20 protein-coding genes are annotated in these 22,123 nt (G+C 56.0%); 13 read left to right on the top strand and 7 right to left on the bottom strand.

Annotated features, from left to right (window positions below; genetic code table 11):
* Nucleotides 1-264: 264 nt before the first annotated feature.
* Genes B9Z35_RS09155 through rfbC form a run of 6 tightly spaced genes read left to right on the top strand, consistent with a single transcriptional unit; the run spans nucleotide 265 to nucleotide 7,074 of the window.
* Nucleotides 265-2,358, top strand: coding sequence for a polysaccharide biosynthesis protein (locus B9Z35_RS09155; RefSeq protein WP_370444121.1), 2,094 nt, complete (start codon nucleotides 265-267; stop codon nucleotides 2,356-2,358).
* Nucleotides 2,355-3,659, top strand: coding sequence for an O-antigen ligase (locus B9Z35_RS09150; protein WP_108283373.1), 1,305 nt, complete (start codon nucleotides 2,355-2,357; stop codon nucleotides 3,657-3,659). Before B9Z35_RS09155 ends, B9Z35_RS09150 begins: the two co-directional genes overlap by 4 nt.
* Nucleotides 3,660-3,665: 6 nt before the next feature.
* Nucleotides 3,666-4,727: a dTDP-glucose 4,6-dehydratase gene (rfbB, locus tag B9Z35_RS09145; protein ID WP_108283372.1), complete on the top strand. Its 1,062-nt coding sequence runs from the start codon at nucleotides 3,666-3,668 to the stop codon at nucleotides 4,725-4,727.
* An 11-nt stretch (nucleotides 4,728-4,738) separates the two neighbouring features.
* Nucleotides 4,739-5,635 (top strand): dTDP-4-dehydrorhamnose reductase, encoded by an 897-nt coding sequence (gene rfbD, locus B9Z35_RS09140; protein ID WP_108283532.1) that lies wholly within the window; start codon nucleotides 4,739-4,741, stop codon nucleotides 5,633-5,635.
* A 15-nt stretch (nucleotides 5,636-5,650) separates the two neighbouring features.
* Complete coding sequence (gene rfbA, locus B9Z35_RS09135; protein WP_108283371.1) at nucleotides 5,651-6,526, top strand: glucose-1-phosphate thymidylyltransferase RfbA; 876 nt, start codon at nucleotides 5,651-5,653, stop codon at nucleotides 6,524-6,526.
* A gap of 5 nt (nucleotides 6,527-6,531) precedes the next feature.
* Entirely contained in the window at nucleotides 6,532-7,074 is a 543-nt protein-coding gene (rfbC, locus tag B9Z35_RS09130; protein WP_108283370.1) for a dTDP-4-dehydrorhamnose 3,5-epimerase, read from the top strand.
* Between the two features lie 25 nt (nucleotides 7,075-7,099).
* Here rfbC and B9Z35_RS09125 read toward each other — a convergent pair whose 3' ends face one another.
* Genes B9Z35_RS09125 through galE form a run of 6 tightly spaced genes read right to left on the bottom strand, consistent with a single transcriptional unit; the run spans nucleotide 7,100 to nucleotide 14,356 of the window.
* Nucleotides 7,100-8,188 carry a hypothetical protein gene (locus B9Z35_RS09125; RefSeq protein ID WP_108283369.1) on the bottom strand — a complete coding sequence of 363 codons (1,089 nt, stop codon included), beginning with the start codon at nucleotides 8,186-8,188 and terminating at the stop codon, nucleotides 7,100-7,102.
* Nucleotides 8,189-8,350: a hypothetical protein gene (locus tag B9Z35_RS12975; RefSeq protein ID WP_158268135.1), complete on the bottom strand. Its 162-nt coding sequence runs from the start codon at nucleotides 8,348-8,350 to the stop codon at nucleotides 8,189-8,191.
* Nucleotides 8,347-9,417 (bottom strand): glycosyltransferase, encoded by a 1,071-nt coding sequence (locus B9Z35_RS09120; protein ID WP_108283368.1) that lies wholly within the window; start codon nucleotides 9,415-9,417, stop codon nucleotides 8,347-8,349. The genes B9Z35_RS12975 and B9Z35_RS09120 overlap by 4 nt, the downstream gene beginning before the upstream one ends.
* Entirely contained in the window at nucleotides 9,411-10,424 is a 1,014-nt protein-coding gene (locus tag B9Z35_RS09115) for a glycosyltransferase family 4 protein (RefSeq protein ID WP_108283367.1), read from the bottom strand. The genes B9Z35_RS09120 and B9Z35_RS09115 overlap by 7 nt, the downstream gene beginning before the upstream one ends.
* A gap of 15 nt (nucleotides 10,425-10,439) precedes the next feature.
* Nucleotides 10,440-13,337: a sugar transferase gene (locus B9Z35_RS09110; protein WP_108283366.1), complete on the bottom strand. Its 2,898-nt coding sequence runs from the start codon at nucleotides 13,335-13,337 to the stop codon at nucleotides 10,440-10,442.
* On the bottom strand, nucleotides 13,334-14,356 hold the full coding sequence (galE, locus tag B9Z35_RS09105) for a UDP-glucose 4-epimerase GalE (RefSeq protein WP_108283365.1): 1,023 nt from the start codon (nucleotides 14,354-14,356) through the stop codon (nucleotides 13,334-13,336). The genes B9Z35_RS09110 and galE overlap by 4 nt, the downstream gene beginning before the upstream one ends.
* 138 nt (nucleotides 14,357-14,494) lie before the next feature.
* Between galE and B9Z35_RS09100 the strand changes: the two genes are divergently transcribed.
* The 3 genes from B9Z35_RS09100 to slmA are packed head-to-tail and all read left to right on the top strand — an operon-like array spanning nucleotide 14,495 to nucleotide 16,894.
* Nucleotides 14,495-15,352, top strand: a complete 858-nt coding sequence (locus tag B9Z35_RS09100; RefSeq protein WP_108283364.1) for a hypothetical protein — start codon at nucleotides 14,495-14,497, stop codon at nucleotides 15,350-15,352.
* Nucleotides 15,353-15,388: 36 nt separating this feature from the next.
* A complete protein-coding gene (gene argB, locus B9Z35_RS09095; RefSeq protein ID WP_370444120.1) occupies nucleotides 15,389-16,261 on the top strand; it encodes an acetylglutamate kinase in 873 nt (290 codons plus the stop codon).
* Nucleotides 16,262-16,276: 15 nt separating this feature from the next.
* Nucleotides 16,277-16,894 carry a nucleoid occlusion factor SlmA gene (slmA, locus tag B9Z35_RS09090; RefSeq protein ID WP_108283363.1) on the top strand — a complete coding sequence of 206 codons (618 nt, stop codon included), beginning with the start codon at nucleotides 16,277-16,279 and terminating at the stop codon, nucleotides 16,892-16,894.
* Here the strand turns inward: slmA and B9Z35_RS09085 are convergent.
* A complete protein-coding gene (locus B9Z35_RS09085; protein ID WP_108283362.1) occupies nucleotides 16,891-17,958 on the bottom strand; it encodes a malate/lactate/ureidoglycolate dehydrogenase in 1,068 nt (355 codons plus the stop codon). The genes slmA and B9Z35_RS09085 overlap by 4 nt on opposite strands.
* Before the next feature lie 72 nt (nucleotides 17,959-18,030).
* Here B9Z35_RS09085 and B9Z35_RS09080 point away from each other — a divergent pair, with 72 nt between their 5' ends.
* Genes B9Z35_RS09080 through B9Z35_RS09065 form a run of 4 tightly spaced genes read left to right on the top strand, consistent with a single transcriptional unit; the run spans nucleotide 18,031 to nucleotide 22,123 of the window.
* Entirely contained in the window at nucleotides 18,031-18,894 is an 864-nt protein-coding gene (locus B9Z35_RS09080; RefSeq protein ID WP_108283361.1) for a fumarylacetoacetate hydrolase family protein, read from the top strand.
* 30 nt (nucleotides 18,895-18,924) lie between these two features.
* Nucleotides 18,925-20,376, top strand: a complete 1,452-nt coding sequence (locus tag B9Z35_RS09075) for a UbiA family prenyltransferase (RefSeq protein ID WP_108283360.1) — start codon at nucleotides 18,925-18,927, stop codon at nucleotides 20,374-20,376.
* Complete coding sequence (locus B9Z35_RS09070; RefSeq protein WP_108283359.1) at nucleotides 20,373-20,786, top strand: GtrA family protein; 414 nt, start codon at nucleotides 20,373-20,375, stop codon at nucleotides 20,784-20,786. Before B9Z35_RS09075 ends, B9Z35_RS09070 begins: the two co-directional genes overlap by 4 nt.
* On the top strand, nucleotides 20,783-22,123 hold the full coding sequence (locus B9Z35_RS09065; protein WP_108283358.1) for an FAD-binding oxidoreductase: 1,341 nt from the start codon (nucleotides 20,783-20,785) through the stop codon (nucleotides 22,121-22,123). Before B9Z35_RS09070 ends, B9Z35_RS09065 begins: the two co-directional genes overlap by 4 nt.

Below are 22,123 nucleotides of genomic sequence, written 5' to 3'. Positions count from 1 at the left end.
GGTGGTTGGCAGCAGTTATGTCATGATGTCCTGTTGCATCATGGGGACCGAAGCTATTAAAGATTTGGGATTTGTTATGAAGGGCTGTAGTGGTGTACTTGTGCTGGTTTAAGACTATGCCCCTTGGCTTAAGGCTTGTCTGGTGCAACGCTGCTGGACCGGGTCAGGGATGCAGATGGAACCACTGAGATGGGAAAGTCGAAATCTCTAAAGATAACTAATGGATACCGTGTTACGCAGAAAAAATAAAATAACAATTAAAAAATGAACAATGATTTAGATAAAGATTCGGCAAAAATTCACAACAGTGATGAAATCATGATCCGAACTTTGAACCGTTTTGCAGCGCTTGCTTTGGAACTTCCGCGTCAAGTTAAACGCGGGGGAGTGTTGGTGCTTGATGCCGGCCTTTGTGTTCTGTCGGTCTGGCTGGCCATTTACTTGCGCATTGGCAACATTGAATCGCTATATGGTTCGGGCATTTGGCCTGCAATGGTATCTGTAGTGCTGGCTTTGCCCATTTTTATCACCTTTGGATTTTATCGTGCCATCTTCCGATACAGTGGTTTGTCTGCAATGGTGACCGTGGCGCGGGCCCTGCTGTTATACGGATTTGTTTTTGCCTCCATTTTCACGTTCTGGGGTGTGGACGGTGTTCCCCGGACGGTGGGGTTGATCCAACCCATTTTGCTGCTGCTGCTAGTGGGGGCTTCGCGCGGAGCAGCACGCGTGTGGTTGGGGGGACTTTATCGCCAGCAGTTGCGCAAGGCGTCTTTGCCGCAGGCGCTCATTTATGGCGCTGGTAGCGCCGGGCGGCAATTGGCCTCTGCGATGGCCAGCAGCCCTGAGATTCGGGTGCTGGGCTTTCTGGACGATGACGAACGTCTCCACGGCCATGTGCTCAACGGTTTGCCCATTCACAACCCTGCTAAATTGGCGGAGGTGATGAATGGCACGTGCATCAGTGATGTGCTATTGGCATTGCCCAGCGTTTCCCGCCAGCGGCGGAACGAGATTTTAATTACTCTTAAGCCACACAAAGTGGCGGTGCGAACTCTGCCAGGCCTCAGCGACATTGCCACAGGCAGGGTTAGCCTGTGCGATGTACGTGAGTTGGATATTGACGACTTGCTGGGCCGTGAGCCCGTCAAGCCCAACGGATTACTGCTCAACCTGAACACTCAAGCTAAAACCGTTTTGGTGACGGGTGCCGGGGGGAGCATTGGCAGCGAACTTTGCCGCCAGATCATCAAGACAAATCCAAAACAGTTGCTGTTGGTCGAGATGAGTGAGTTTGCGCTCTACCAAATTCACCAAGAGTTGCAGTTCATTTTGGCGAGCGAGAGGCTCAATGCCACTGTACCGATGAATGGGGAGTCTCCCGAAGTCGCTAATAAAGTGAATGATTCGGATATTGAAATCGTCCCTTTGCTGGCCTCGGTCTGCGATGAGATGCGCATACACGAGATTATGACTACATGGAAGCCGCACACGGTCTATCACGCGGCGGCCTACAAGCATGTACCCCTGGTGGAACACAACCCGGCCGAAGGTTTGCGCAACAACGTGTGGGGCACCCGCGTATGTGCCGAAGCTGCCATGCGCAACAGCGTGCGCAACTTTGTGTTGATCAGTACAGACAAGGCGGTGAGGCCAACAAACATCATGGGCGCAACTAAGCGCTTGGCCGAGATGGTGCTACAAGCCTTGGCCGAGGTAAACGCAGGGGTGACTGCCCAAGGGAGTAGTGCAACGGGTGTCAGAACCACATTTTCGATGGTGCGCTTTGGAAATGTGTTGGGGTCGAGTGGCTCGGTGGTGCCGCTGTTTCGTAGGCAGATCAAAAACGGCGGACCAATCACCCTGACGCATGTAGACATCACCCGCTACTTCATGACCATCCCTGAAGCAGCTCAGCTGGTGATTCAAGCAGATGCCATGGGGCAGGGCGGCGACGTGTTTGTGCTGGACATGGGCGAGCCAGTAAAAATTATTGACTTAGCCCGGCGCATGATAGAGCTATCAGGACTTGAGCTGAAAGACGAGACCAACCCAAATGGCGACATAGAAATACAAGTGACAGGATTGCGCCCCGGCGAAAAGCTGTATGAAGAGCTGCTGATTGGCACGAACCCGCTGGCTACCAGTCATGCCCGCATCATGAAAGCACATGAAGACTTTTTGCCTTGGTCCGAGTTACAAGGCAAGTTAGCAGCCTTGGGATTAGCAATGGACACCAACGATGTACCGCTGATTCGGACACTGCTTAAAGGTCTCGTGCCAGGCTACCAGGCCGATGGCGAGGTGGTTGACTGGATACATTTGGCAAACAATCCAACCAACACCACATCGCCATGACACACACAGTAGCAGCCACAGCAATGCCTCAAAAACCGCGCCATCCTCAAATTGCGATGGTCATGGTTTGTTTATTGGGCATGGCCGTATTCACCTCGGTGGCTTTTACCAATATTGCGGTGTTGGGGCTGGTGTTGTTGGCCCCTCTTGCTTGGCGTGATTTTTTGAAAACCAAGCAAGTGATAGAACCCGATGCCAAGCTATTTTGGGGCTTGGTAATGGCCCTGTGCGTTTGGGATGTCTGCACCAATGTGTTGGCAGGTTTTGCTTTGGGGGCTGCGCTGAAAGAGCTGCTGCATGACCTGCGCACACTGGGTTTTGTGGTGGTGCTGTGGGCTGTGTTTGTTAACCCACGCGTGGCGCGTGTGGCGTTTTGTGCATTTGCTGGCGGTGTGTTGGTGTTGGGCAGCTTGAACTTGCTGTTCACCTTAACGGGCTATGTGCCGCAAGGTGAATATTTCACAACAGGGCACATGCGTATGTCGCACATGTCGCATATGTATGGGCAGGCGCTGGTGGGCTTGGTGTTTGTGCTGGCTCAAATGTGGCTAGTGCGCCCTCAGTTGGCGTGGCGTGTGGCTGTGCCCTTGGTTTTACTGGTGGCTTCTTTGTTCTTGGCCAGCGAGCGCCGAACGGGTTGGCTGCTTATGGCCGCAGGCTTTGGAGTTTGGGGGCTGTTAAATGCCAAGCGTTTGTTTGTGGGTAAATACAAATGGTTGTTGTTGCTGGCCGTGGCGTGCGTTTTAAGCGTGGTGGCCACATCGGATGTGGTGCACCGGCGCATGGCCTTGGCTGCCGTTGAGTTTGGCCAATATCTGGACATGACCCCGCAAGAGCGATCAGGCAATGTTCTTGGCTCGGTTTCCGTTCGTATGCAATATGCAGCTACTGCATGGGAAGCTATCAAGCAAAGCAACTGGTGGGTGGGGGTTGGTAGTCTCGGCTTTTCGCAGGCTTATCAGACTGCTGCCACCGCGTTACAGGTGTCGCCGCAGTCTTGGGCTACATATAACTGGGGTAATCCACATAACGAGTACCTGTACATGCTGGCCACCAAAGGCGTGGTGGGTTTGGCTTTTTATTTGGCCATCTTCGTCCAAGCCTGCCGAGTGGCATGGGGCAAAACAGACGAGGTTCAACGCATTGGTTTGGTGATGTTTGTATTTTTGTTCATGCTCAGCATCACCACCAACTCCATGATGGTTGATATGGAGGAGGGGCACTTCACCTTGTTAATTTTGCTGGTGTTTTTAGCGCCCAAATCTCTAGGGCTGGATGGCTCAAAATCAGAAAACATTTAACCTCATATGACTATTCTCGTTACCGGCTGCGCCGGCTTCATCGGCAGTAATTTTGTTCACTCATGGCTGTCGTCGTCAGACGAACCTGTGGTTAATTTAGACAAACTCACCTACGCAGGAAATATTGCCAATTTGGACGCCCTGAAAGGCGACAAGCGCCATGTGTTTGTGCAAGGCGATATTGGTGACCGTGCTTTGGTTTCTAAGCTGTTGGCCGAGCACAAGCCCCGCACCGTGCTGAACTTTGCTGCCGAAAGCCACGTAGACCGATCCATCCACGGCCCCGGTGACTTTATTGAAACCAACGTGGTGGGCACTTTCAACTTGCTAGAAAGCGTGCGCGCTTATTGGCAAGACCTGCCTGCGGCTGAAAAGCAAGCTTTCCGCTTTTTGCATGTGTCGACCGACGAGGTGTATGGCACGCTGCTGCCCGCCGACCCGCCGTTTGCAGAAACTAAAAACTACGAACCAAACAGCCCGTACTCGGCTAGCAAGGCTGCTAGCGACCATTTGGTGCGCGCATGGCATCACACCTATGGCTTGCCTGTGCTGACCACCAATTGCAGCAACAACTATGGGCCGTATCACTTTCCAGAAAAGCTGATTCCTTTGGTGCTGCTCAACGCCTTGGCTGGCAAGCCACTGCCTATTTATGGCGATGGCCAGCAAGTGCGTGATTGGTTATATGTAGAAGACCACTGCCGCGCCATTGCCCGTGTACTAGAAGCTGGCAAAGTGGGCGAAACCTACAACATTGGCGGCTGGAACGAAAAGCCCAACCTTGAAGTGGTGAACACCTTGTGTGCCGTGCTGGACGAGCTGCAGCCCCGCGCAGACGGCAAACGCTACGCTGAGCAAATTACCTACGTCAAAGACCGTCCCGGCCACGACCGCCGCTACGCCATTGACGCCCGCAAGATCGAGCGCGACTTAGGCTGGAAGCCGCAAGAAACCTTTGAGACCGGCATTCGTAAAACGGTGCAGTGGTATTTGGCCAACCAAGCGTGGGTAGAGGGTGTGACCAGTGGTGCTTACCGCCAGTGGGTGGGTAAGCAGTACGGCGGTTGAATAGGTTTATGTTGAAAATTCTTCTCTTAGGCAAAAACGGCCAAGTGGGCTGGGAGCTGCAACGCAGCTTGGCCCCCTTGGGCGAGGTGCTGGCACTTGACCGCCACAGCACCACCTACTGCGGTAATTTATCTAAGCCCGAAGAACTGGCGCAAACGGTGTTGGCTTACAAGCCAGATTTCATCGTCAATGCTGCTGCGCACACAGCGGTAGACAAAGCCGAGTCAGAGCCCGAGCTAGCAAAGGTGTTAAATACAGATGCTCCTGCGGCCTTGGCCAAAGCTGCCGCCCAAGTGGGGGCATGGCTGGTGCACTATTCCACCGACTATGTGTTTGATGGCAGTGGCACACACGCCAGGCAAGAGGGCGAGGGCACAGGCCCGCTGAGCGTGTATGGCCAAACCAAGCTCGATGGCGAAAAGGCAATAGTGGCCAGTGGCTGCAAGTATTTAATCTTCCGCACCAGCTGGGTGTATGCCGCTAGAGGCGGCAACTTTGCCAAGACCATGCTGCGCTTGGCGCAAGAGCGCGACAAGCTAACCGTCATCAACGACCAGCATGGCGCGCCTACAGGCGCAGATCTGATAGCCGACGTTACGGCACATGCCATGCGCCGCGTGCTGAACACACAAAACATTTCATTTAGCGGGGTGTATCACCTCGTGGCTTCGGGTGAAACAACATGGCATGGCTATGCCAGCCATGTGATTGAGAAGGCTAAAGCCATCAAGCCCGAGCTTGGTTGGAAAGTGGTTGACATTGCGCCAGTGCCCACCAGCGCTTTCCCTACGCCTGCAGCACGCCCTTTGAACTCGCGCCTATGCACAGAAAAGTTGCAGCAAGCGTTTGGCCTGGTGTTGCCACCATGGGAGCAGGGCGTAGACCGCATGCTTGCCGAAATACTCTAAACAAGTAGAACAGATATGACCAAACAACGCAAAGGCATCATCCTTGCAGGAGGCTCCGGCACCCGTCTGTACCCCGTCACTCAAGCGGTCAGCAAACAGCTGATGCCCGTGTATGACAAGCCCATGATTTACTACCCGCTCACCACGCTGATGCTCAGCGGTATTCGTGAAGTGCTGATCATCTCCACCCCGCAAGACACCCCCCGTTTTACCGAGCTCCTAGGTGACGGCAGCCAGTGGGGCATGCACATTGAATACGCGGTGCAACCTAGCCCCGATGGTTTGGCTCAAGCGTTCATCATTGGTAAAAACTTTGTGGCCGACCACCCCAGTGCTTTGGTGTTGGGCGACAACATCTTCTACGGTCATGACTTGGTGAAGCAACTTCACAGCGCCGATGCCCGCAGAAGCGGAGCCAGCGTGTTTGCCTACCATGTGCACGACCCCGAGCGCTATGGCGTGGTGGAGTTTGATGGCCAGTTCCGTGCCTTGAGCATTGAAGAAAAGCCAGCCAAGCCCAAGAGCAACTATGCCGTAACTGGTTTGTATTTCTATGACGAGCAGGTGTGCGACATAGCTGCCGCCGTCAAGCCATCGCACCGCGGTGAGTTAGAAATTACCGATGTGAACAAGCGCTATTTAGAACTGGGCCAGTTGAATGTAGAAATCATGGGCCGTGGCTATGCGTGGCTAGATACTGGCACACATGACAGCTTGTTAGAAGCCGCTAGCTTTATTGGCACGCTGCAAAAGCGCCAAGGCTTGATGGTGGCTTGCCCTGAGGAAATCGCCTATGGCTTGAAGTGGATTGACGCAACTGCCTTGCAAAAGCTGGCTGCACCTTTGGCTAAAAACGGTTACGGTCAATACCTGCTAAATCTCTTGAAGTAACCGTCATGCCTTACCAAGTAACGACCACGCCCATTGACGGCGTGCTGGTGCTAGAGCCCAAAGTGTTTGGGGATGCACGCGGTTTCTTTTTTGAAAGCTTCAACGCCCGAGACTTTGAGCAAGCCACGGGGTTGAAAGAAACCTTCGTGCAAGACAACCACAGCAAATCGGCCAAGGGCGTGCTGCGCGGCTTGCACTATCAAAGTCAACACGCACAGGGAAAACTGGTGCGGGTGACGCAGGGTGCGGTGTTTGATGTGGCGGTGGATATTCGCAAAGGTTCGCCCACTTTTGGCCAATGGTATGGACAAGAGTTATCTGCAGAGAATAAAAAACAAATGTGGATACCTGCGGGGCTAGCACATGGTTTTTTGGTTATGAGCGATGGTGCAGAGTTTTTGTATAAAACTACAGACTATTACTATCCAGAGTACGAACGCAGCTTGTTATGGAACGATGCGACGGTGGGTATTGAGTGGCCGTTGCATTTGCTAGATGCACCACCTTTACTGGCCGCAAAAGATGTGGCAGCACATACTTTTGAGTAATCCAAGTTTGATGCCTGATGGGGCGTTAGCGCAAACGTGCCATCCAAACCGTCAGCCCAAATAGACCTAGGCTGCTGACTAACGCAAAAGCCGCCATGTGCTGCGCTGCATCGATAGGCTGCGCCAAACCTATCGGTGTTAACAGAACCACAGCTTGCAAAAGCCCCAGCGCCATGCATGCCCATGAATACGCGTTGGCAGATTGCGTCTGAAATGGGCGGTGGACGAAAGCGGCAGACAAGCATGCGCTGCCTTGCCACAGCACTAATGGCGCGATGCAGGGCCACACGCCGCTCCATCGAGGGTCTAACCACTCTTGGTAAAGCGCAGCTGCGCACGACATACCCAACACAATGACACAGGCGAATGCGCCTAGACCTAGCCACCACGGGCTAGCCCATGCGGTTTGTGAGTTGAGGGTTTGCTTACCTTGCGCCAAGGCCACCTGCGCCCACGCCATGTGAACCACGGCAGGCAAAAAGCCCAGCACGCGCAGCAGGGCGCTCATCCAACCGGTTTCCTCCGCACCATACAAGCGTTGCCACACCACGATGATGGCTGTGGCTAGCAGCGCATCTATCAGTTTGTGCGCAATGCGCAGGGTGGCACTGCGCTGGTCGGCATGATGGGTGTTTGCTGTGGCGGATGCCTCTGGCGTAGATGCATTTGATAAAGCCCTGTTGGCATGCGCAGCACGAGCGTGCAATGCTGGTACTAGCCATGCCGCACCCACGGCATAGCCCAGCAGTGCTGACAGTACTAATGTGGGGCCACTCCAGCCGACCGATGCGCCAAGCAGCACTAACGTGAGCGCCGATGCTGCTGCTGTTACAGGCGGTACCACACGCACAGCCGCTTGCTGCCAAGCGGATCCCGCGCGCAGAGTAAAGCTTTGCGCCAACATCCAGCCCATTTGGCAAAACGCCAGCAACAATGCCCACAGCAAGGCAGGCCAAATGCTGAGCTGACTGAACCACAAGGCCAGTGCTGCCACTGGCAGCAAGGCCAATCCTCGTAAAGCGCTGGCACGCCAGGCGTGTTGTGCTGCAATGTGTGCCGGCAAATGCTGGTTGGCCAACATCCCCAGTTGCGATTGCGCCAGAGCCAGTGTCATCTAGAAAAAACCGATTTGGCTGATGACTGAAAACTCGCCCACTTCTTGCGGCGAGAACAAGCGCAGCATGAGAAGCGCAAAGGCTACTTGCGTGGCAAATGCCACGGCACTCGACAGAGCCACAACGCGGCTGGTGCTGCTGAAGCGCTTAAACAGACTCAACGCTTACCGCCTTGCTGTCCTGCGATAGCCTGGGCAAGTGCGTGTGCATTTGCATAGGGGGCCGCCACTTCGGGCACGATGTGCAGATGTTTCCAAATCGCTAACTTGCCAAGCAAATTAGGCCACGCGAGTTCGCGCACATCAGGCACTACGTATGGGTAAGCATCTAGCGCCTCACCAAAGCTGAATTGCCAGCTGCCTGGATCGTCACGCAGAAAATGAAAGTTGCCTTGGTAGTGCGCCGCAAAGTAGCGCACCCAGGCGTAGTCGTTGCTCACCACGGGCAGGCCTACGGCGCAATACTCCAGCAGTTTGGTGGAGGTTTGTTGGTTGTAGGGCTCGATGTTGCCCACCAGGTTTAAGCCAAAGCGTGCACGGCGCAGTTGGTGCAGCACATCGGCATGGGGTACGCGGCCAGTGCAGGTCACGCTGGCGGGCAGCTGTGCGCGCAGTGCATCGGGCACATCGCCAACCAGTAGCAACGTGCGGCTTGCGTCATGAATGCTTTGCAGCAGCGGCACAAAGGGCAGCAGGCGATTCATTTCGCCCAAGTAGACCAAGTCAAACTCATTAGGCGGAATACGTATGGGGGCATCGTCTTCGTACGAGGCTTCAGGCAATTCAGGCGCTGCCGCATCGAAGAAGGCTTGTGCCACACCCATGTCGCGCAGGGCGTATGGCACGCCATCGTCAAAGCCCATGCGCTCGCGTACCCAGCCGTTTTGGAACAAACGGTAGTCAGGCTTGGGCTGTGCCCAGTGCTTGATGAAGTCTTTCAGCCATGCTTTGGGCGGGGCTGAGGTGGACGCGTATTCGTGGATATGGAATGCGTTTTTCAGGCGACGCGCCTCAGCGCTGGGCACGCGCCCGCACCTCCACCACACGACTTGCGCATTGAGAGGCACAGTGGCCCCGGCGTCGTGCACCAAGGCTTGGTGGCCGTGCGAGGTGATGAAGTCAACGTAAGCATCAATCTCAGGCAAGTAGGCTGGCCCGCCACGCACGAAGTGGATGCAGACGATGGCTTTTTGCGCATTAGCGCTGATGGGGGCTGCGGTATTCAACATGTGCGCAGCACCTCTTGCCAGTTGCCCACAAACCCATCGATGTGATGGTGCGCCACGATGCGGGCCATGTCGTCACGCACTTGTTGTTGGGGCAGACTCAGCACTGTCATCACGGCTTCTGCCAACGACACGGGTGCGTCGCCACGGGCCAGCAGATAAGGTGCGTCCAGGTCGTACAGTTCGCGCATGGCGGGGATGGGCAGTGACACGCAGGGCACGCCGCAGGCGAGTGACTCTAGAGCTGTCATGGGGCAGCCCTCGTAGCGGGAGGTGAGTAGCGTCATTTGCCAGGGTGTGTACAAACTTTTGCCGCTGGGGTGTTTGCCCAAGAAGTGCACGCGGCCGTGGTACATCAAGTCCATGCCGTCGTGAATCATTTTGCGATGCATGGGGCCTTCACCCACGATGCCTAGCTGCGCTTCTTCGGGCAAATAGCGGATGGTGTCTAGCAACAGAAGTGGGCGTTTTTCAGCCGACAAGCGGCCCACGTAGCCCAGAAGCAAAGGCGGAATTCCTTCACCACCATGGCCTGCGTGCACATGAATGGCTTGGCCTTCGGGCATGGGGGCGATGCCGTTGGATACGACGGTGCAGCGTTGTTGCTTGCCCAGTGTGATGAAGCTGAGCAGCGAGTCTTGCGTGGTGCGCGACACGCACACAAACTGACTGACTTGTTTGTAGAGTAGCCTGAGCCACAGCTTCTTGAGTGCCGATGTGCCTGCCTCGTGCAACACATCCATCAACGGGCCATGCACCCAACTGACCAGTGGTTTGCCCGTGATGGCTTTGAGCGCTGCGCCGCAGTAGGTGGGGCCAAAGTTGTGGGTGGCCACGATCACATCGTGTTGTTTGGCGGCACTCACCAAAGTAGTCCATTGCGTTTGTTGCCAAGGCAGGGCGGTCACTTGCAAGCCTTGCACACTAAGCGCATCGGCCAAGGTGCGCGTCATGGTGTGCACGCCGCCCCAAGTGGGCTCTTCTAGCAACAGGATGCGGCGGGTGCTCATACGTTGTTGAACAGCTCAGCGCGCGCCAAAACCTGTGCACACGGTCTTGACGGTTTTGGCCGCAATCAGCAAATCCAGTGCAAGCGAGTAGTGCGCCACGTAATACAAGTCGTAGCTGAGTTTGATGCGCGTGGTGTCTGCACTGTCTGCATAGCCCTGCTGCACTTGGGCCCAACCTGTGAGGCCGGGGCGCACCAAGTGACGATACGGATAGCTAGGAATGGTGGCGGCAAAGTCGCGTACAAACGCGGTTTGCTCGGGGCGCGGGCCAATCAGGCTCATGTGGCCCATGAGCACGTTGAAAAGTTGTGGCAGTTCGTCCAAACGGCTGCGGCGCAATAGGCGGCCTACGCGGGTGATGCGTGGGTCTTCAGCTTGCGCAAAGTGCACGCCTGGGGCTTGCAAACCGTGCACCATGTTGCGGAATTTCCACAGTGTGAACACGTGGCCATCGCGGCCCACGCGGGGCTGCGAAAACAGGGCTGGGCCTTTGGAGTCAAAGCGCACAGCGAGGGCCACGCCTATAGCGAGGGGCAACCACAAGGGTGCGAATGCAATGACGGTGATTACATCCAACAAACGTTTGGCGCGGTCGTAACTCGGGTCGTTGTCGATTTCCCAAAGCGAGTCAGCGGCGGTGGGCAGCATCTTGCGACCGCTGGTGAGCTCGGCCACGGCTTCCACGCTGTACAAGCGCAGGTGTTGCATCTTCAGCTCGCCCAACAAACGCGTGCGCTCGTCGGTGCTGCGCACATGGCGGTCGAGCACCACGCCGTCGCAGGCGGGCAGCGGTGTGTCGCTGTTGGGGTTCCACGCGATGAGTTGCACGGCTTGTGAGTCTAGCGTGTTGGGGCTCAGGCACGCGGCCAGCTGTGCGGGTACATTGGCGTCGAGGTGCACCAAACGCAAGGCGCGGTGTTTGACATGGCGGTGATAACCCCACCATAGCCATAGCGTGGTGGCGGCATAGGCCCAGACCACGGCGGCGCGTGAGTAGGGCTGCTGCAAGAGTGCAAAGCCCAAAGGCGTAAACAAAAACGGCGCGGTGGTCGATACCCACAACACACCGCTGCGCTCGGCCACGGGTAGGTTAGACGCGCGCATCAGCAAGTGCGTGGCGATGGCGTAGGGCAGCACGCACCACCAGAGGGTTTCGCCAAACTGGTAGGTCATGACGCCCGCGTCTTCAAACAACTGCGCAGCCATCAGACTGGGCAGCAGCATCCACACGCCCCACAAGGCCCAGCGTTGCAGGGCATCGCGGCGGCGCACCGATGCAGATACCAAACCAGCGCTGTTGTGCGTGCTTGTGTTTGCGTCATCTTGGGCAAGTGCTTTTGTTTCGGTGACTTCTTGCGTGCATTGGCGGTACACCTGCAGCACGCGTTCGGCCATGGGCTCTGCGGCAAAAGCGCTCTCGAAGGTTTGCTGTGCTGCGCGGCCTAAGCGTTTGCGCAAGTGCGGGTCGCGTACCAGTTGCAACAGTTTTTCGGCTACAGCGTCAGGTGTGTTGGCTGTCAGCACACCATCTTGGTAGGGGATGATTTGCTCGCGAATGCCGGGCAGGCTGCTGGCCAGCACGCACAGGCCCGCACGCATGGCTTCGAGCACGGTGATGGGCATGCCTTCATGGTCTGACAGCAGCACAAATACGTCGTGCTGAGCAAGCAGTTCGCTGACGTTGCTCACGTCACCCGCCCATGTGATGTTTTTGAGGTTGAGCGCTTTGGCCTCTGCACGCAGTTCAGCGCAGAGTGGGCCATCGCCCGCTAAGGTGACGGGCAGCTCGAACCCCAAGGTGTTGCGCACTTTGGCCAAGGCTTGCAGCAGTAAGTTATGCCGCTTCGGACTTTTCATTCGCGCCACCATGATGAGGCGCGGCGTGCTGGCGGCTTGTTGTGTTGGCTGTGCGTCTGCGTCCCTTGATTCGGAGGAGACGTCCGTGCCTGTCACTTCTGATGTGGGTAAACGCGCAATGCCGTTGGGGATGACGTGCACGCGGTCAGAGTCGATGGCGAGGTTCAGGGCCAGTTCGCGTTCGTACTTGGACACGCAAATCATCTGCGTGGTCCATCGTGCCATCATGCGTTCGGCCAATGCGGCAGCGGTGCGGCGCACCAGCGGCACTTCGGGTTTGAAGCCAAAGCCGTGCACGGTGTACACCGCAGGCACATGGGCGCGATGCGCAGCCACGCGTGCCACCAAACCACCAATGGCGCTATGGCCATGCACGATGTCTGGCTTGTGTGTGTGGATGAGTTCGGTCAGCTCCTGCACCGCAGGCCAAAGCTTGAGTGGGTTGAGCGACTCCAGCATGTCGGGCATGGGGCAGACGGTGATACCGAGTGCTGTGAGCTCGCGACCCAACACAGACTCTTCCACAGGTCCGCCAATGATCACGGTGAATTGCACACGCGCTTGCAAGGCTTGGCATAAGTCACGCACATGCGACTGAGCACCACCGGCTTCGCCGCGTGTGATGACGATCATCACGTGCGGTACTTGTGCGGCGGCTTGCAACGCTGCAAGGTCTAGGCTTGCCCATGGACTGTTGCGGCGGCGTTGGGGTTCGACGAGGCCAGCTAGGTGCAGCGTTTTTTCGACGTTTACGCCATGGTCAATCACAGGTTCATTAGGGGTGATTTCAATGACATCGTTCGATGAATTCGCAGTCTCGCCAGCGCTGGTGGCTGGTTCGTGACTGACGGGTGTCTGCTGTGAAGCGTCTTCCATGACAACTGCTGGTGCAGTTGGACTATGCGCTGCCTCATTGGCATTGGCGTCAGCAACTTCGAATTTAGGCTCTGCCGCCTTGCGCTTAGCGCGTAGTTTTTTTGCAGGCGCCGCAGGCGGCACAAAAGCCGGCGGGAAGTCGTCAAACAGGGACAGCGTGCCGTCGTCTTGATTTTTCATAGGGGGGTGTCAAAACCTTGTGGGTTCATGGATTGCCAGCGCCATGCATCGGCGCACATGCGATCTAGATCGAATCGGGTTTCCCAATTCAGTAAGGCTTTGGCCTGTCGTGGATCGGCCAAGCACTGGGCCACATCGCCGGGACGGCGTGGCACCACTATGTGGGGAATGGGCACGCCGTTGACGCGAGCAAAGGTGTCGACCATGTCTTGCACGCTCACGCCGCGGCCTGTGCCGAGGTTGACGGTGAGGAGTTTGGGCTCGTTCAAGGCACGCAGCGCAGCCAAGTGGCCTGCGGCCAAATCGCTCACATGCAGGTAGTCGCGCACGCCTGTGCCGTCGGGGGTGTCGTAGTCATTGCCAAAAATTTGCAAGTGCTCACGCTGGCCCAAGGCCACTTGTGTGATGTATGGCATGAGGTTGTTGGGAATGCCGTTGGGCGCCTCGCCCAGCAAGCCGCTTTCGTGCGCACCCACAGGGTTGAAGTAGCGCAGGATGGCGATGCTCCAGCGTGGGTCAGCTGCGTGCAACTCGCGCAGCGCGTCTTCGCACATGAGCTTGGTGCGGCCATAGGGGTTGGTGGCGGTGAGGGCTGCCGTTTCGGGGATGGGCACGCTCACGGGGTCGCCATACACGGTGGCGGATGAGCTAAACACAATGCGGCGCACATTGGCGCGGTCCATGGCTTGCAGCAGGTTGATGGTGCCGCTGACGTTGTTTTCTAGGTAGCGCAGGGGCTGGGCCACCGACTCACCCACAGCCTTGAGGCCAGCAAAGTGGATGACGCCTGCAAAATCATAGCGGGCAAATAGCGCGTCTAAGGCTGCGGAGTCGCGGATGTCGGCTTGCACAAACTCAATGGGGCTGGCGCCCAGCTTGGCCAAACGGTCCAGCACTTTGGGGCTGGAATTGCACAAATTGTCCAAAATGACGACGGGCTGGCCTGCTTCTGCAAGGGTGACGACGGTGTGCGAGCCAATAAAGCCCGTGCCGCCTGTGATCAAAATGGGTTGTGTCATGCCACGAAAAAAATGTGAAGTTTGACCATTATCCCCTGTAGATACGGGCTCTCGGCCCTAAAATAAATGCAGCTTGCCAGTGCGCACAGTTAGTGCTCTGGTGAGTGATTTCTATCTTTTTACCTTTTTAGTACTTTCATGAAACGCACACACTCTTCTCACGCTGCAGCGCAAGCAGGCGCTGAATCTTGCATCGCCCTGATCGACGCCCGTTTTTTGGCGTGGTTGCAAGGCCAAACCGACACAGCACAAGACCACGTTCGCCCACAACTGCACCAGTTGCTCAGCAACGCGCTTGCGCACAATAACCTCGATCTGAACCTGCGCCGCATTTATTGGTACAGCGATTCGACAGACGATCAAGCGATTGGTGGCCAAGTGAGCCGCGCCGTTTTGCCGCACAGCCAAGACGGTGGTTTGTCAATGTTGCGCACTTTGGGTGCTGACCTGAAACGTTTGGCCGAGCGCGGCGCGTGCGACCACCTCTTGGTGGGCAGCGATGACGAACGCTTGATCAGCCTGATTGACGAAGCCCAGTTGCACGGTGTGTCTGTGCACTTGTTGGCCGATGAAGCCTCGCGCAACATGTCGCAGCTCAATCGCGAAGACCCAGGTTGGGCACGCTTGTTGTCGCAAGCCGACCAACGTGTGGTGTTGGGTGCGCAGGCAGCTCGTGACGGTGGCGCGCGCCACGCCAGCTCGATGCACGCAGTGCCTCAGGTGGACCCCGAGCAGTTGCGCGAACAGCTCAACACCGTCATCAACACATGGTGGGCCGATGAGCCCGAAGACCTGCGTGAAGAGCTGCGCGAAGAACTGCAAAACACACGCGGTATTCCACAAGAGGTGGACCGCCAATTGCTATTGGGCGTGCGTCGCGTGTTGGAACGCGCACTGAGCTTCCAAGAGAAAAAGCTCTTGCGCGAAATGGTGCGTGAACTGGTGTTGGGCCCGCAGGCTGCAGCCGCTGCACCTGCGGTGGAACACGCTGAATAAACCACGTTGACGAAACCCATCACGGAGTTACACACCATGAGCGATTTTTCTCCCGCAGACATCTTGGCCCAGGCGCTGCCCTATATCCGCAAGTTCCATGGCAAAACCTTGGTCATCAAATACGGCGGTAACGCCATGACCGACCCTGCTTTGCAAAAAGCATTTGCCGAAGATGTGGTGTTGCTCAAGCTCGTGGGCATGAACCCTGTGGTGGTTCACGGCGGCGGCCCACAAATTGAAGGTTTGCTGCAACGCTTAGGGAAAAAGGGCGAGTTCATCGAAGGCATGCGCGTGACCGACGCCGAAACCATGGAAGTGGTGGAGTGGGTGTTGGGCGGCGAAGTGCAGCAAGACATCGTTGGCCTCATTAACCAAGCTGGTGGCAAAGCCGTGGGCTTGACCGGACGCGATGGCGCGATGATTCGCGCCAAGAAGCTGACCGTGCACGACAGCAAAGACCCTAGCAAAACCTACGACGTGGGCCAAGTGGGCGACATCGTCAGCATCGATCCCAGCGTGGTGAAAGCTTTGCAAGCCGATGCCTTTATCCCTGTGGTGAGCCCGATTGGTTTTGGCGAAGGTAATGAGAGCTACAACATCAACGCCGACGTGGTGGCTGCCAAGCTGGCCACTGTGCTCAGCGCTGAAAAGCTGTTGATGCTTACCAACATCCGTGGCGTGCTCGACAAACAAGGCGAGCTGATGACCGAGCTGACACCGCGTCGCATTGACGAGCTGATTGCCGATGGCACGATCAGCGGCGGCATGATTCCTAAGATTGCTGGCGCTTTGGACGCTGCCAACAGCGGCGTGAAAGCCGTGCACATCATCGATGGCCGCGTGCCCCACGCCATGTTGCTAGAGGTCTTGACCGAACAAGCCTTTGGCACCATGATTAGGTCGCACTAACTTCACCGCTAAGCCATGTCCGACAACGCCTTGCCCGACGAAGCCACTCCCAAACGTCAACGGATGAAGCCGGGCCAACGGCGTGAGCAAATTTTGCAAACGCTGGCGGGCATGCTGGAGCAGCCAGGCACCGAGCGCATCACCACGGCGCTTTTGGCTGCCAAGCTGGATGTGAGCGAAGCGGCGCTGTACCGCCACTTCGCCAGCAAGGCGCAGATGTTTGAAGGCTTGATTGATTTCATCGAGCACAGCCTGTTCAGTCTGATCAACCAAATTGCCGAGCGCGAAGGCGACGGCGCACAAAAAGCCGCGCGCATGGTGACGGTGTTGTTGCAGTTCGGCGAGAAAAATCCAGGCATGACCCGCGTGATGGTGGGCGACGCCTTGGTGTTTGAAAACGAGCGTTTGCACCAACGCATGAATCAATTGTTTGAACGCATCGAATCGGCCTTGCGCCAAGTGCTGCGCGCAGCGGCTGAGGCCAATAAATCAGCTACGCCCACGGCTGACGCGCACGTGCGTGCGGCGGCATTGGTAGCGTTTTCTTTGGGGCAGTTGCAGCGCTTTGCGAGATCTGGATTTAAGAGGTCGCCACTCGACCACTTAGATGCTTCATTGGCCTTGTTGATTTAAAGGCTCAGGCCTACTTTCGAGCCGGCATTTTGGATTTCTTGCCAAGTGGCATCGTCGACCACGATGCCATTTTTTTTGCGCGCTAGTCGAGCAGCGCGTTCTGGTTCACCAGCGAGCTGCACACCGTCGCTGCCTTGGATAGCGGGGCTTTGGCGTAGCCACTCAATGAAGGCTAGGGTTTCTTGTGCAAAGCTCATCTGTGTGCCCAATGCTTTTGGATCGATGATGATGCTGAGCATGCCGTTGTAAACAGCGCGTTTGCCGTCTGCCGCACCATGCCAACTGCCCCCACCGCTGAGTGCGCCGCCCAGAAGTTCGCACGCCACGGCAAGGCCAAAGCCTTTGTGTTCACCAAACGGCATGAGTGCACCAAACTTGCCATTGCTTTGCGGCACCACCACAACGCCTGGGTTGTTGGTGGGCTGGCCATGTTCGTCGATCAAGGTGCCGCTGGCCACCGTTTTGCCTTCGTTGTAGGCCACGCGCATCTTGCCTTGCGCGACGCGGCTGGTGGCAAAGTCGAGCACAAAGGGCTCTTGTGCGTTGTCACCTAAACCCACAGGAATGCCAATGCAGCAGGGGTTTGTACCAAAGCGTCCGTCCCCGCCATGCCAAGGCGCCACAGCTGGTGCTGCCATTACGTTGACAAACTGAAGCGATACCCAACCTCGCGCCACCGCCATCTCGGCGAAATGGCCGATGCGTCCAAGGTGATGCGCATGCGCCAACGACATGATGCAAGCGCCGTGTTGAGCGACACGTTCAAACGCAAGGTCCATGGCCTGCACGCCCACGGTTTGCCCAAAGCCGCGTTGTCCGTCTAAGCCCAGCAACATGCCACTGTCCACGCGCACAGCCACTTTGCTGTTGGGAATCAGGTTTTTCTCAAGCACGGCATCGATGTATCGCGGGGCCATGCCAACGCCATGAGAGTCATGCCCGCTTAAGTTGGCCATCACCAAATTGCTGGCGACTTCGCTCGCTTCTGCTTCGTGACAACCAGCAGCTAAAAAAAGTTGGGTGATGTGCTGGGTGAGCTCTTGGTCGTTAAAGGTGTGTGACATCAGGGACTTTACGGGGGGTTAATTGGCAATCGTCATACCATAATAGAACAACATTCACCTGAAAGGCAACCCATGAAATTGGTTCGTTACGGCAATCCTGGCAAAGAAAAACCGGGTCTGATTGATGCAGAAGGCAAGCTGCGTGACTTGAGCAAGGTCATCAAAGACGTCACCCCCGATCAGCTCGGCGACAAAGCGCTGGCCAAGTTGTCAAAACTCAAAGCAGACAAGTTGCCTTTGGTCAAAGGGAAGCCGCGTATGGGTTGCCCCATAAGTCATGTGGGCAAGTTCATTGCCATTGGTTTGAACTATGCCGATCACGCGGCGGAGTCGGGCATGCCCATTCCCAAAGAACCTATCGTGTTCACCAAAGCGACCAGTTGTATCCAGGGTCCTAACGACGACGTGATGTTGCCCAAAGGTTCAGTCAAAACCGATTGGGAAGTCGAGCTCGGCATCGTCATTGGTACAGAGGCCCGTTACGTGTCCCAAAAAGATGCGGTGAATCACGTGGCTGGTTACTGCTTGATCAACGACGTGAGCGAACGCGAATACCAACTCGAGCGCGGCGGCACATGGGATAAGGGCAAGGGTTGCGACACCTTCGGCCCCATTGGCCCTTGGCTGGTCACGCGCGACGAAGTGCCTAACCCACAAAAGCTACACATGTGGCTCGACCATAACGGCGTGCGCATGCAAGATGGCAGCACCAAGACCATGATTTTTGGCGTCGCCAAATTGGTGAGCTATGTGAGCCAGTTCATGACCTTGCTGCCAGGTGACGTGATCACGACTGGTACCCCTCCAGGCGTGGGCATGGGCGTGAAGAAAAATGGCAAACCTGCACCTGTGTATCTGAAGCGCGGTGACACGATGTCACTGGGCATTGAAGGCTTGGGTGAGCAGCATCAGAAGGTTGTGGCTTTTAAGCTTTAAGGGCTTATCTGTAGCCGCGATAATGAGCGGATGGTTAGTTCCAAAATAAATATCCATCCGCTCGTTGTAGATCTCGATGGCACGCTCATCCGCACCGACATGTTGGTGGAGAGTGCAAGCCAGTTTTTGATTCAACACCCGTTTCAGTTTTTTAAACCTTTGCTGTGGCTTTTACGCGGCAAAGCAGTTTTGAAAACCGAGCTGGCTCAACGTGTGCAGATGGACGTTTCTGCGCTCCCTTACAACGCCGACTTGTTAGATTGGTTGCGCGCAGAAAAACGCAGTGGTCGCCGCTTGGTGCTGGCGACAGCTAGCCATCGCGTATTGGCTGAGCAAGTGGCGCAACACCTGCAATTATTCGACGAGGTGCTGGCCACCGAGGGCGCAACGAACCTCAAGTCAACCGCCAAAGCTCAAGCTTTGACAGAGCGTTTTGGTGAAGGGGGTTTCGATTACGTGGGCAACGATTGGCCTGATATGCGGGTCTGGGCCAAAGCACACACCGCTCACGTGGTGGACGCGCCTGCATCGCTGCTGAGTCGCGCACAGGCGCAGGGCAATGTGGGGCAAGTGTTCAATACCCATATGCCTTCAAAGCTTGTCGCTGTGCTCAAAGCGATGCGCTTGCACCAATGGATGAAAAACCTGCTGGTGTTTGTGCCGCTAATGGCCGCACATCAATATGCAGATGTACAGCGCGACGTGTTGGCATGGATGGCGTTTGTGATTTTTAGCCTCACGGCATCCAGTGTGTATTTGTTGAATGATTTGGTGGACGTACAAGACGATCGCCACCATGCGCGTAAGCGCAATCGTCCTTTTGCGTCGGGTGCGTTGAGTTTGATCGCAGGCTGGGCGACATGGCCGGCGTTATTGCTGGTGGCTGTTGCGCTGTCGTTGTTAATCATGCCGCTGTTGTTTACGGCAAGCCTTGGCATTTACTTCGTGTTGACGGTGGCTTATTCGTTACATCTCAAACAGTTGGCTGTGGTGGATGTGCTCACGCTTGCTGCGCTTTACACCTTGCGCATCATTGCGGGCGCTGCAGCCATTGATGTGGCGGTGTCGTTTTGGTTGTTGTTGTTTTCCATGTTTATCTTCTTGAGCTTGGCTTTGATCAAGCGTTACAGCGAGCTTAAAGTCGCACGAGATGCTGGTAAGACGGGGGCGCTGCGTGGCCGAGGTTACGAACCCGATGATTTAGAGCTGGTGTCAAGCCTAGGTGGTAGTTCTGGGTTTATCGCTGTTTTGGTGTTGGCGCTGTATATCCAAGACGGACAGGCCGCTCATTTGTATGCCACACCGCAACTCATTTGGCTGGCATGTCCTGTGATGTTGTTTTGGATTTCACGCGCGTGGCTCATTGCCCATCGCGGCCGTATGCATGACGACCCGATTGTGTTTGCCTTGAAAGACAAAATCAGCTGGGGCGTGGGCGTCTTCATGTTGGCTGTGCTTGCTTTGGCTCGCGTGCTGTCATGAAGACGGCCGCTCGCATTGCGCTTGTTTATGCGCTGGTGTCTGCCTTTGCGACGGTGGCAAACATTGCGACGCAAGCTCTGTCGATGTGGATCTACAGCGGTGCTTATGCCGTTGAGCTGTCGGTGTTGGCGGGCACAGCGATGGGGTTTCCCATCAAGTACGTGTTGGAAAAAAAACACGTGTTTGATTTCAAGGCCGACAACCTAGGCCACGACACGCGTTTGTTCATCCTCTATGGTTTCATGGGCGTATTCACCACGGCTATTTTTTGGGGTGTTGAGTTTGGGTTTCACCATTTCTTTGGCACAGATGCCATGCGCTACTTGGGTGGCGCTATTGGTTTGACTTTGGGTTCGTTCATCAAATACCACCTCGACAAACGTTTTGTCTTCAAGCAGGAGCAGTCATGAAACCCGTGAGTGCTTGGGGACGTTTGTCGAATGACTTGCACGAGGTGCAGGTGTTGACGGACCGCACGCATGTGGCCCCTGTTTTTGCTGCACACCAATCCGGCTTGGCTTTTGGCAATGGTCGCAGTTACGGTGATGTGTGCCTCAATCCCAAAGGCAACTTGTGGCAAACCTCGGGATTGAACAAGCTCATCGCTTTTGATGAGGCCACAGGCCGTTTGGTGTGTGAAGCGGGCGTGTTGCTACGCGACATTCAGCGCTTATTTGTACCTCGCGGTTGGATGCTGCCGGTTACCCCTGGTACTCAACTCATCACCGTAGGTGGTGCGATTGCCAACGATGTTCATGGCAAAAATCACCACGCAGTTGGATCGTTTGGCGACCATATGTTGGGTGTGTCTTTGGCACGCACCACAGGTGAAGTGTTAAGGCTGGATTGGGCTAACACGCCAGATCTGTTCAGCGCCACGTTAGGCGGCATGGGGTTGACCGGCGTGATCGTTACAGCCGAGTTGCAACTGCGTCGTGTGGGCAGCCCTTGGCTACGCACCGAAACATTGCCTTACCAAGGGCTGTCAGAGTTTTTTGAACTGGCCGATGCCTCCGAGCACGATTGGGAGCACACCGTGTCGTGGATCGATTGCTTGGCTGGCAAGACAGCGCGTGGCATTTTCATGCGCGCTAACCACATGACGGCTCAAGAAGCCGCTGCAAAGCCTTCTCTTCGCCAAGCATTGGCTGCGCAGCAGCGCAAGATGCAAAGCCAGCCTTTGAGCATGCCGTTTGTGCCACCGATTTCGCTGGTGAATGACTTATCGCTCAAGCCATTCAACATGGCCTACTACCAGCTACAAAAAATGAAGCGTGGTTTTGATGTGGCGCACTATGAGCCCTTCTCGTACCCATTGGATAACTTGCAGCACTGGAACCGCATCTACGGCCCTCGCGGGTTTTACCAATACCAAAGTGTGGTTCCGCGTGAAGCGGGGCAGCCCGCCGTGCAAGCCATGCTCGACGCCATCGCCGCATCGGGTGAGGGGTCGTTCCTTGCGGTGCTCAAAACATTTGGCAACCGCGAAGCCAAAGGCATGCTCAGCTTCCCGCAACCGGGTGTGACGCTGGCTTTGGATTTCCCCAACCGTGGCGAACGCACGCTCAAGCTGTTTGAGCAACTCGATGCCATCGTGCGCGAAGCCAAAGGCCGTTTGTACATGGCCAAAGACGCGCGAATGTCGCGCGACTTGTTTGAAGCCGGTTATCCGCGCTTGTCTGAATTTACGGCGTACCGTGATGCGGGCATCAGCTCTGCCATGTCGCGCCGTTTGATGGAGTTTTAA

Origin of the sequence: Limnohabitans sp. Jir61 (genome assembly GCF_003063545.1) — a bacterium.
In the GTDB taxonomy this organism is placed as follows: Bacteria; Pseudomonadota; Gammaproteobacteria; order Burkholderiales; family Burkholderiaceae_C; genus Limnohabitans.
This window is presented reverse-complemented; position numbering and strand designations above follow the sequence as displayed.

Coding starts and splice junctions, on each gene's coding strand:
- B9Z35_RS09155 (WP_370444121.1), top strand. CDS start 265: ATGAACAATGATTTAGATAAAGATTCGGCAAAAATTCACAACAGTGAT.
- B9Z35_RS09150 (WP_108283373.1), top strand. CDS start 2,355: ATGACACACACAGTAGCAGCCACAGCAATGCCTCAAAAACCGCGCCAT.
- rfbB (WP_108283372.1), top strand. CDS start 3,666: ATGACTATTCTCGTTACCGGCTGCGCCGGCTTCATCGGCAGTAATTTT.
- rfbA (WP_108283371.1), top strand. CDS start 5,651: ATGACCAAACAACGCAAAGGCATCATCCTTGCAGGAGGCTCCGGCACC.
- rfbC (WP_108283370.1), top strand. CDS start 6,532: ATGCCTTACCAAGTAACGACCACGCCCATTGACGGCGTGCTGGTGCTA.
- B9Z35_RS09125 (WP_108283369.1), bottom strand. CDS start 8,188: ATGACACTGGCTCTGGCGCAATCGCAACTGGGGATGTTGGCCAACCAG.
- B9Z35_RS09120 (WP_108283368.1), bottom strand. CDS start 9,417: ATGTTGAATACCGCAGCCCCCATCAGCGCTAATGCGCAAAAAGCCATC.
- B9Z35_RS09115 (WP_108283367.1), bottom strand. CDS start 10,424: ATGAGCACCCGCCGCATCCTGTTGCTAGAAGAGCCCACTTGGGGCGGC.
- B9Z35_RS09110 (WP_108283366.1), bottom strand. CDS start 13,337: ATGAAAAATCAAGACGACGGCACGCTGTCCCTGTTTGACGACTTCCCG.
- galE (WP_108283365.1), bottom strand. CDS start 14,356: ATGACACAACCCATTTTGATCACAGGCGGCACGGGCTTTATTGGCTCG.
- B9Z35_RS09100 (WP_108283364.1), top strand. CDS start 14,495: ATGAAACGCACACACTCTTCTCACGCTGCAGCGCAAGCAGGCGCTGAA.
- argB (WP_370444120.1), top strand. CDS start 15,389: ATGAGCGATTTTTCTCCCGCAGACATCTTGGCCCAGGCGCTGCCCTAT.
- slmA (WP_108283363.1), top strand. CDS start 16,277: ATGTCCGACAACGCCTTGCCCGACGAAGCCACTCCCAAACGTCAACGG.
- B9Z35_RS09085 (WP_108283362.1), bottom strand. CDS start 17,958: ATGTCACACACCTTTAACGACCAAGAGCTCACCCAGCACATCACCCAA.
- B9Z35_RS09080 (WP_108283361.1), top strand. CDS start 18,031: ATGAAATTGGTTCGTTACGGCAATCCTGGCAAAGAAAAACCGGGTCTG.
- B9Z35_RS09075 (WP_108283360.1), top strand. CDS start 18,925: ATGGTTAGTTCCAAAATAAATATCCATCCGCTCGTTGTAGATCTCGAT.
- B9Z35_RS09070 (WP_108283359.1), top strand. CDS start 20,373: ATGAAGACGGCCGCTCGCATTGCGCTTGTTTATGCGCTGGTGTCTGCC.
- B9Z35_RS09065 (WP_108283358.1), top strand. CDS start 20,783: ATGAAACCCGTGAGTGCTTGGGGACGTTTGTCGAATGACTTGCACGAG.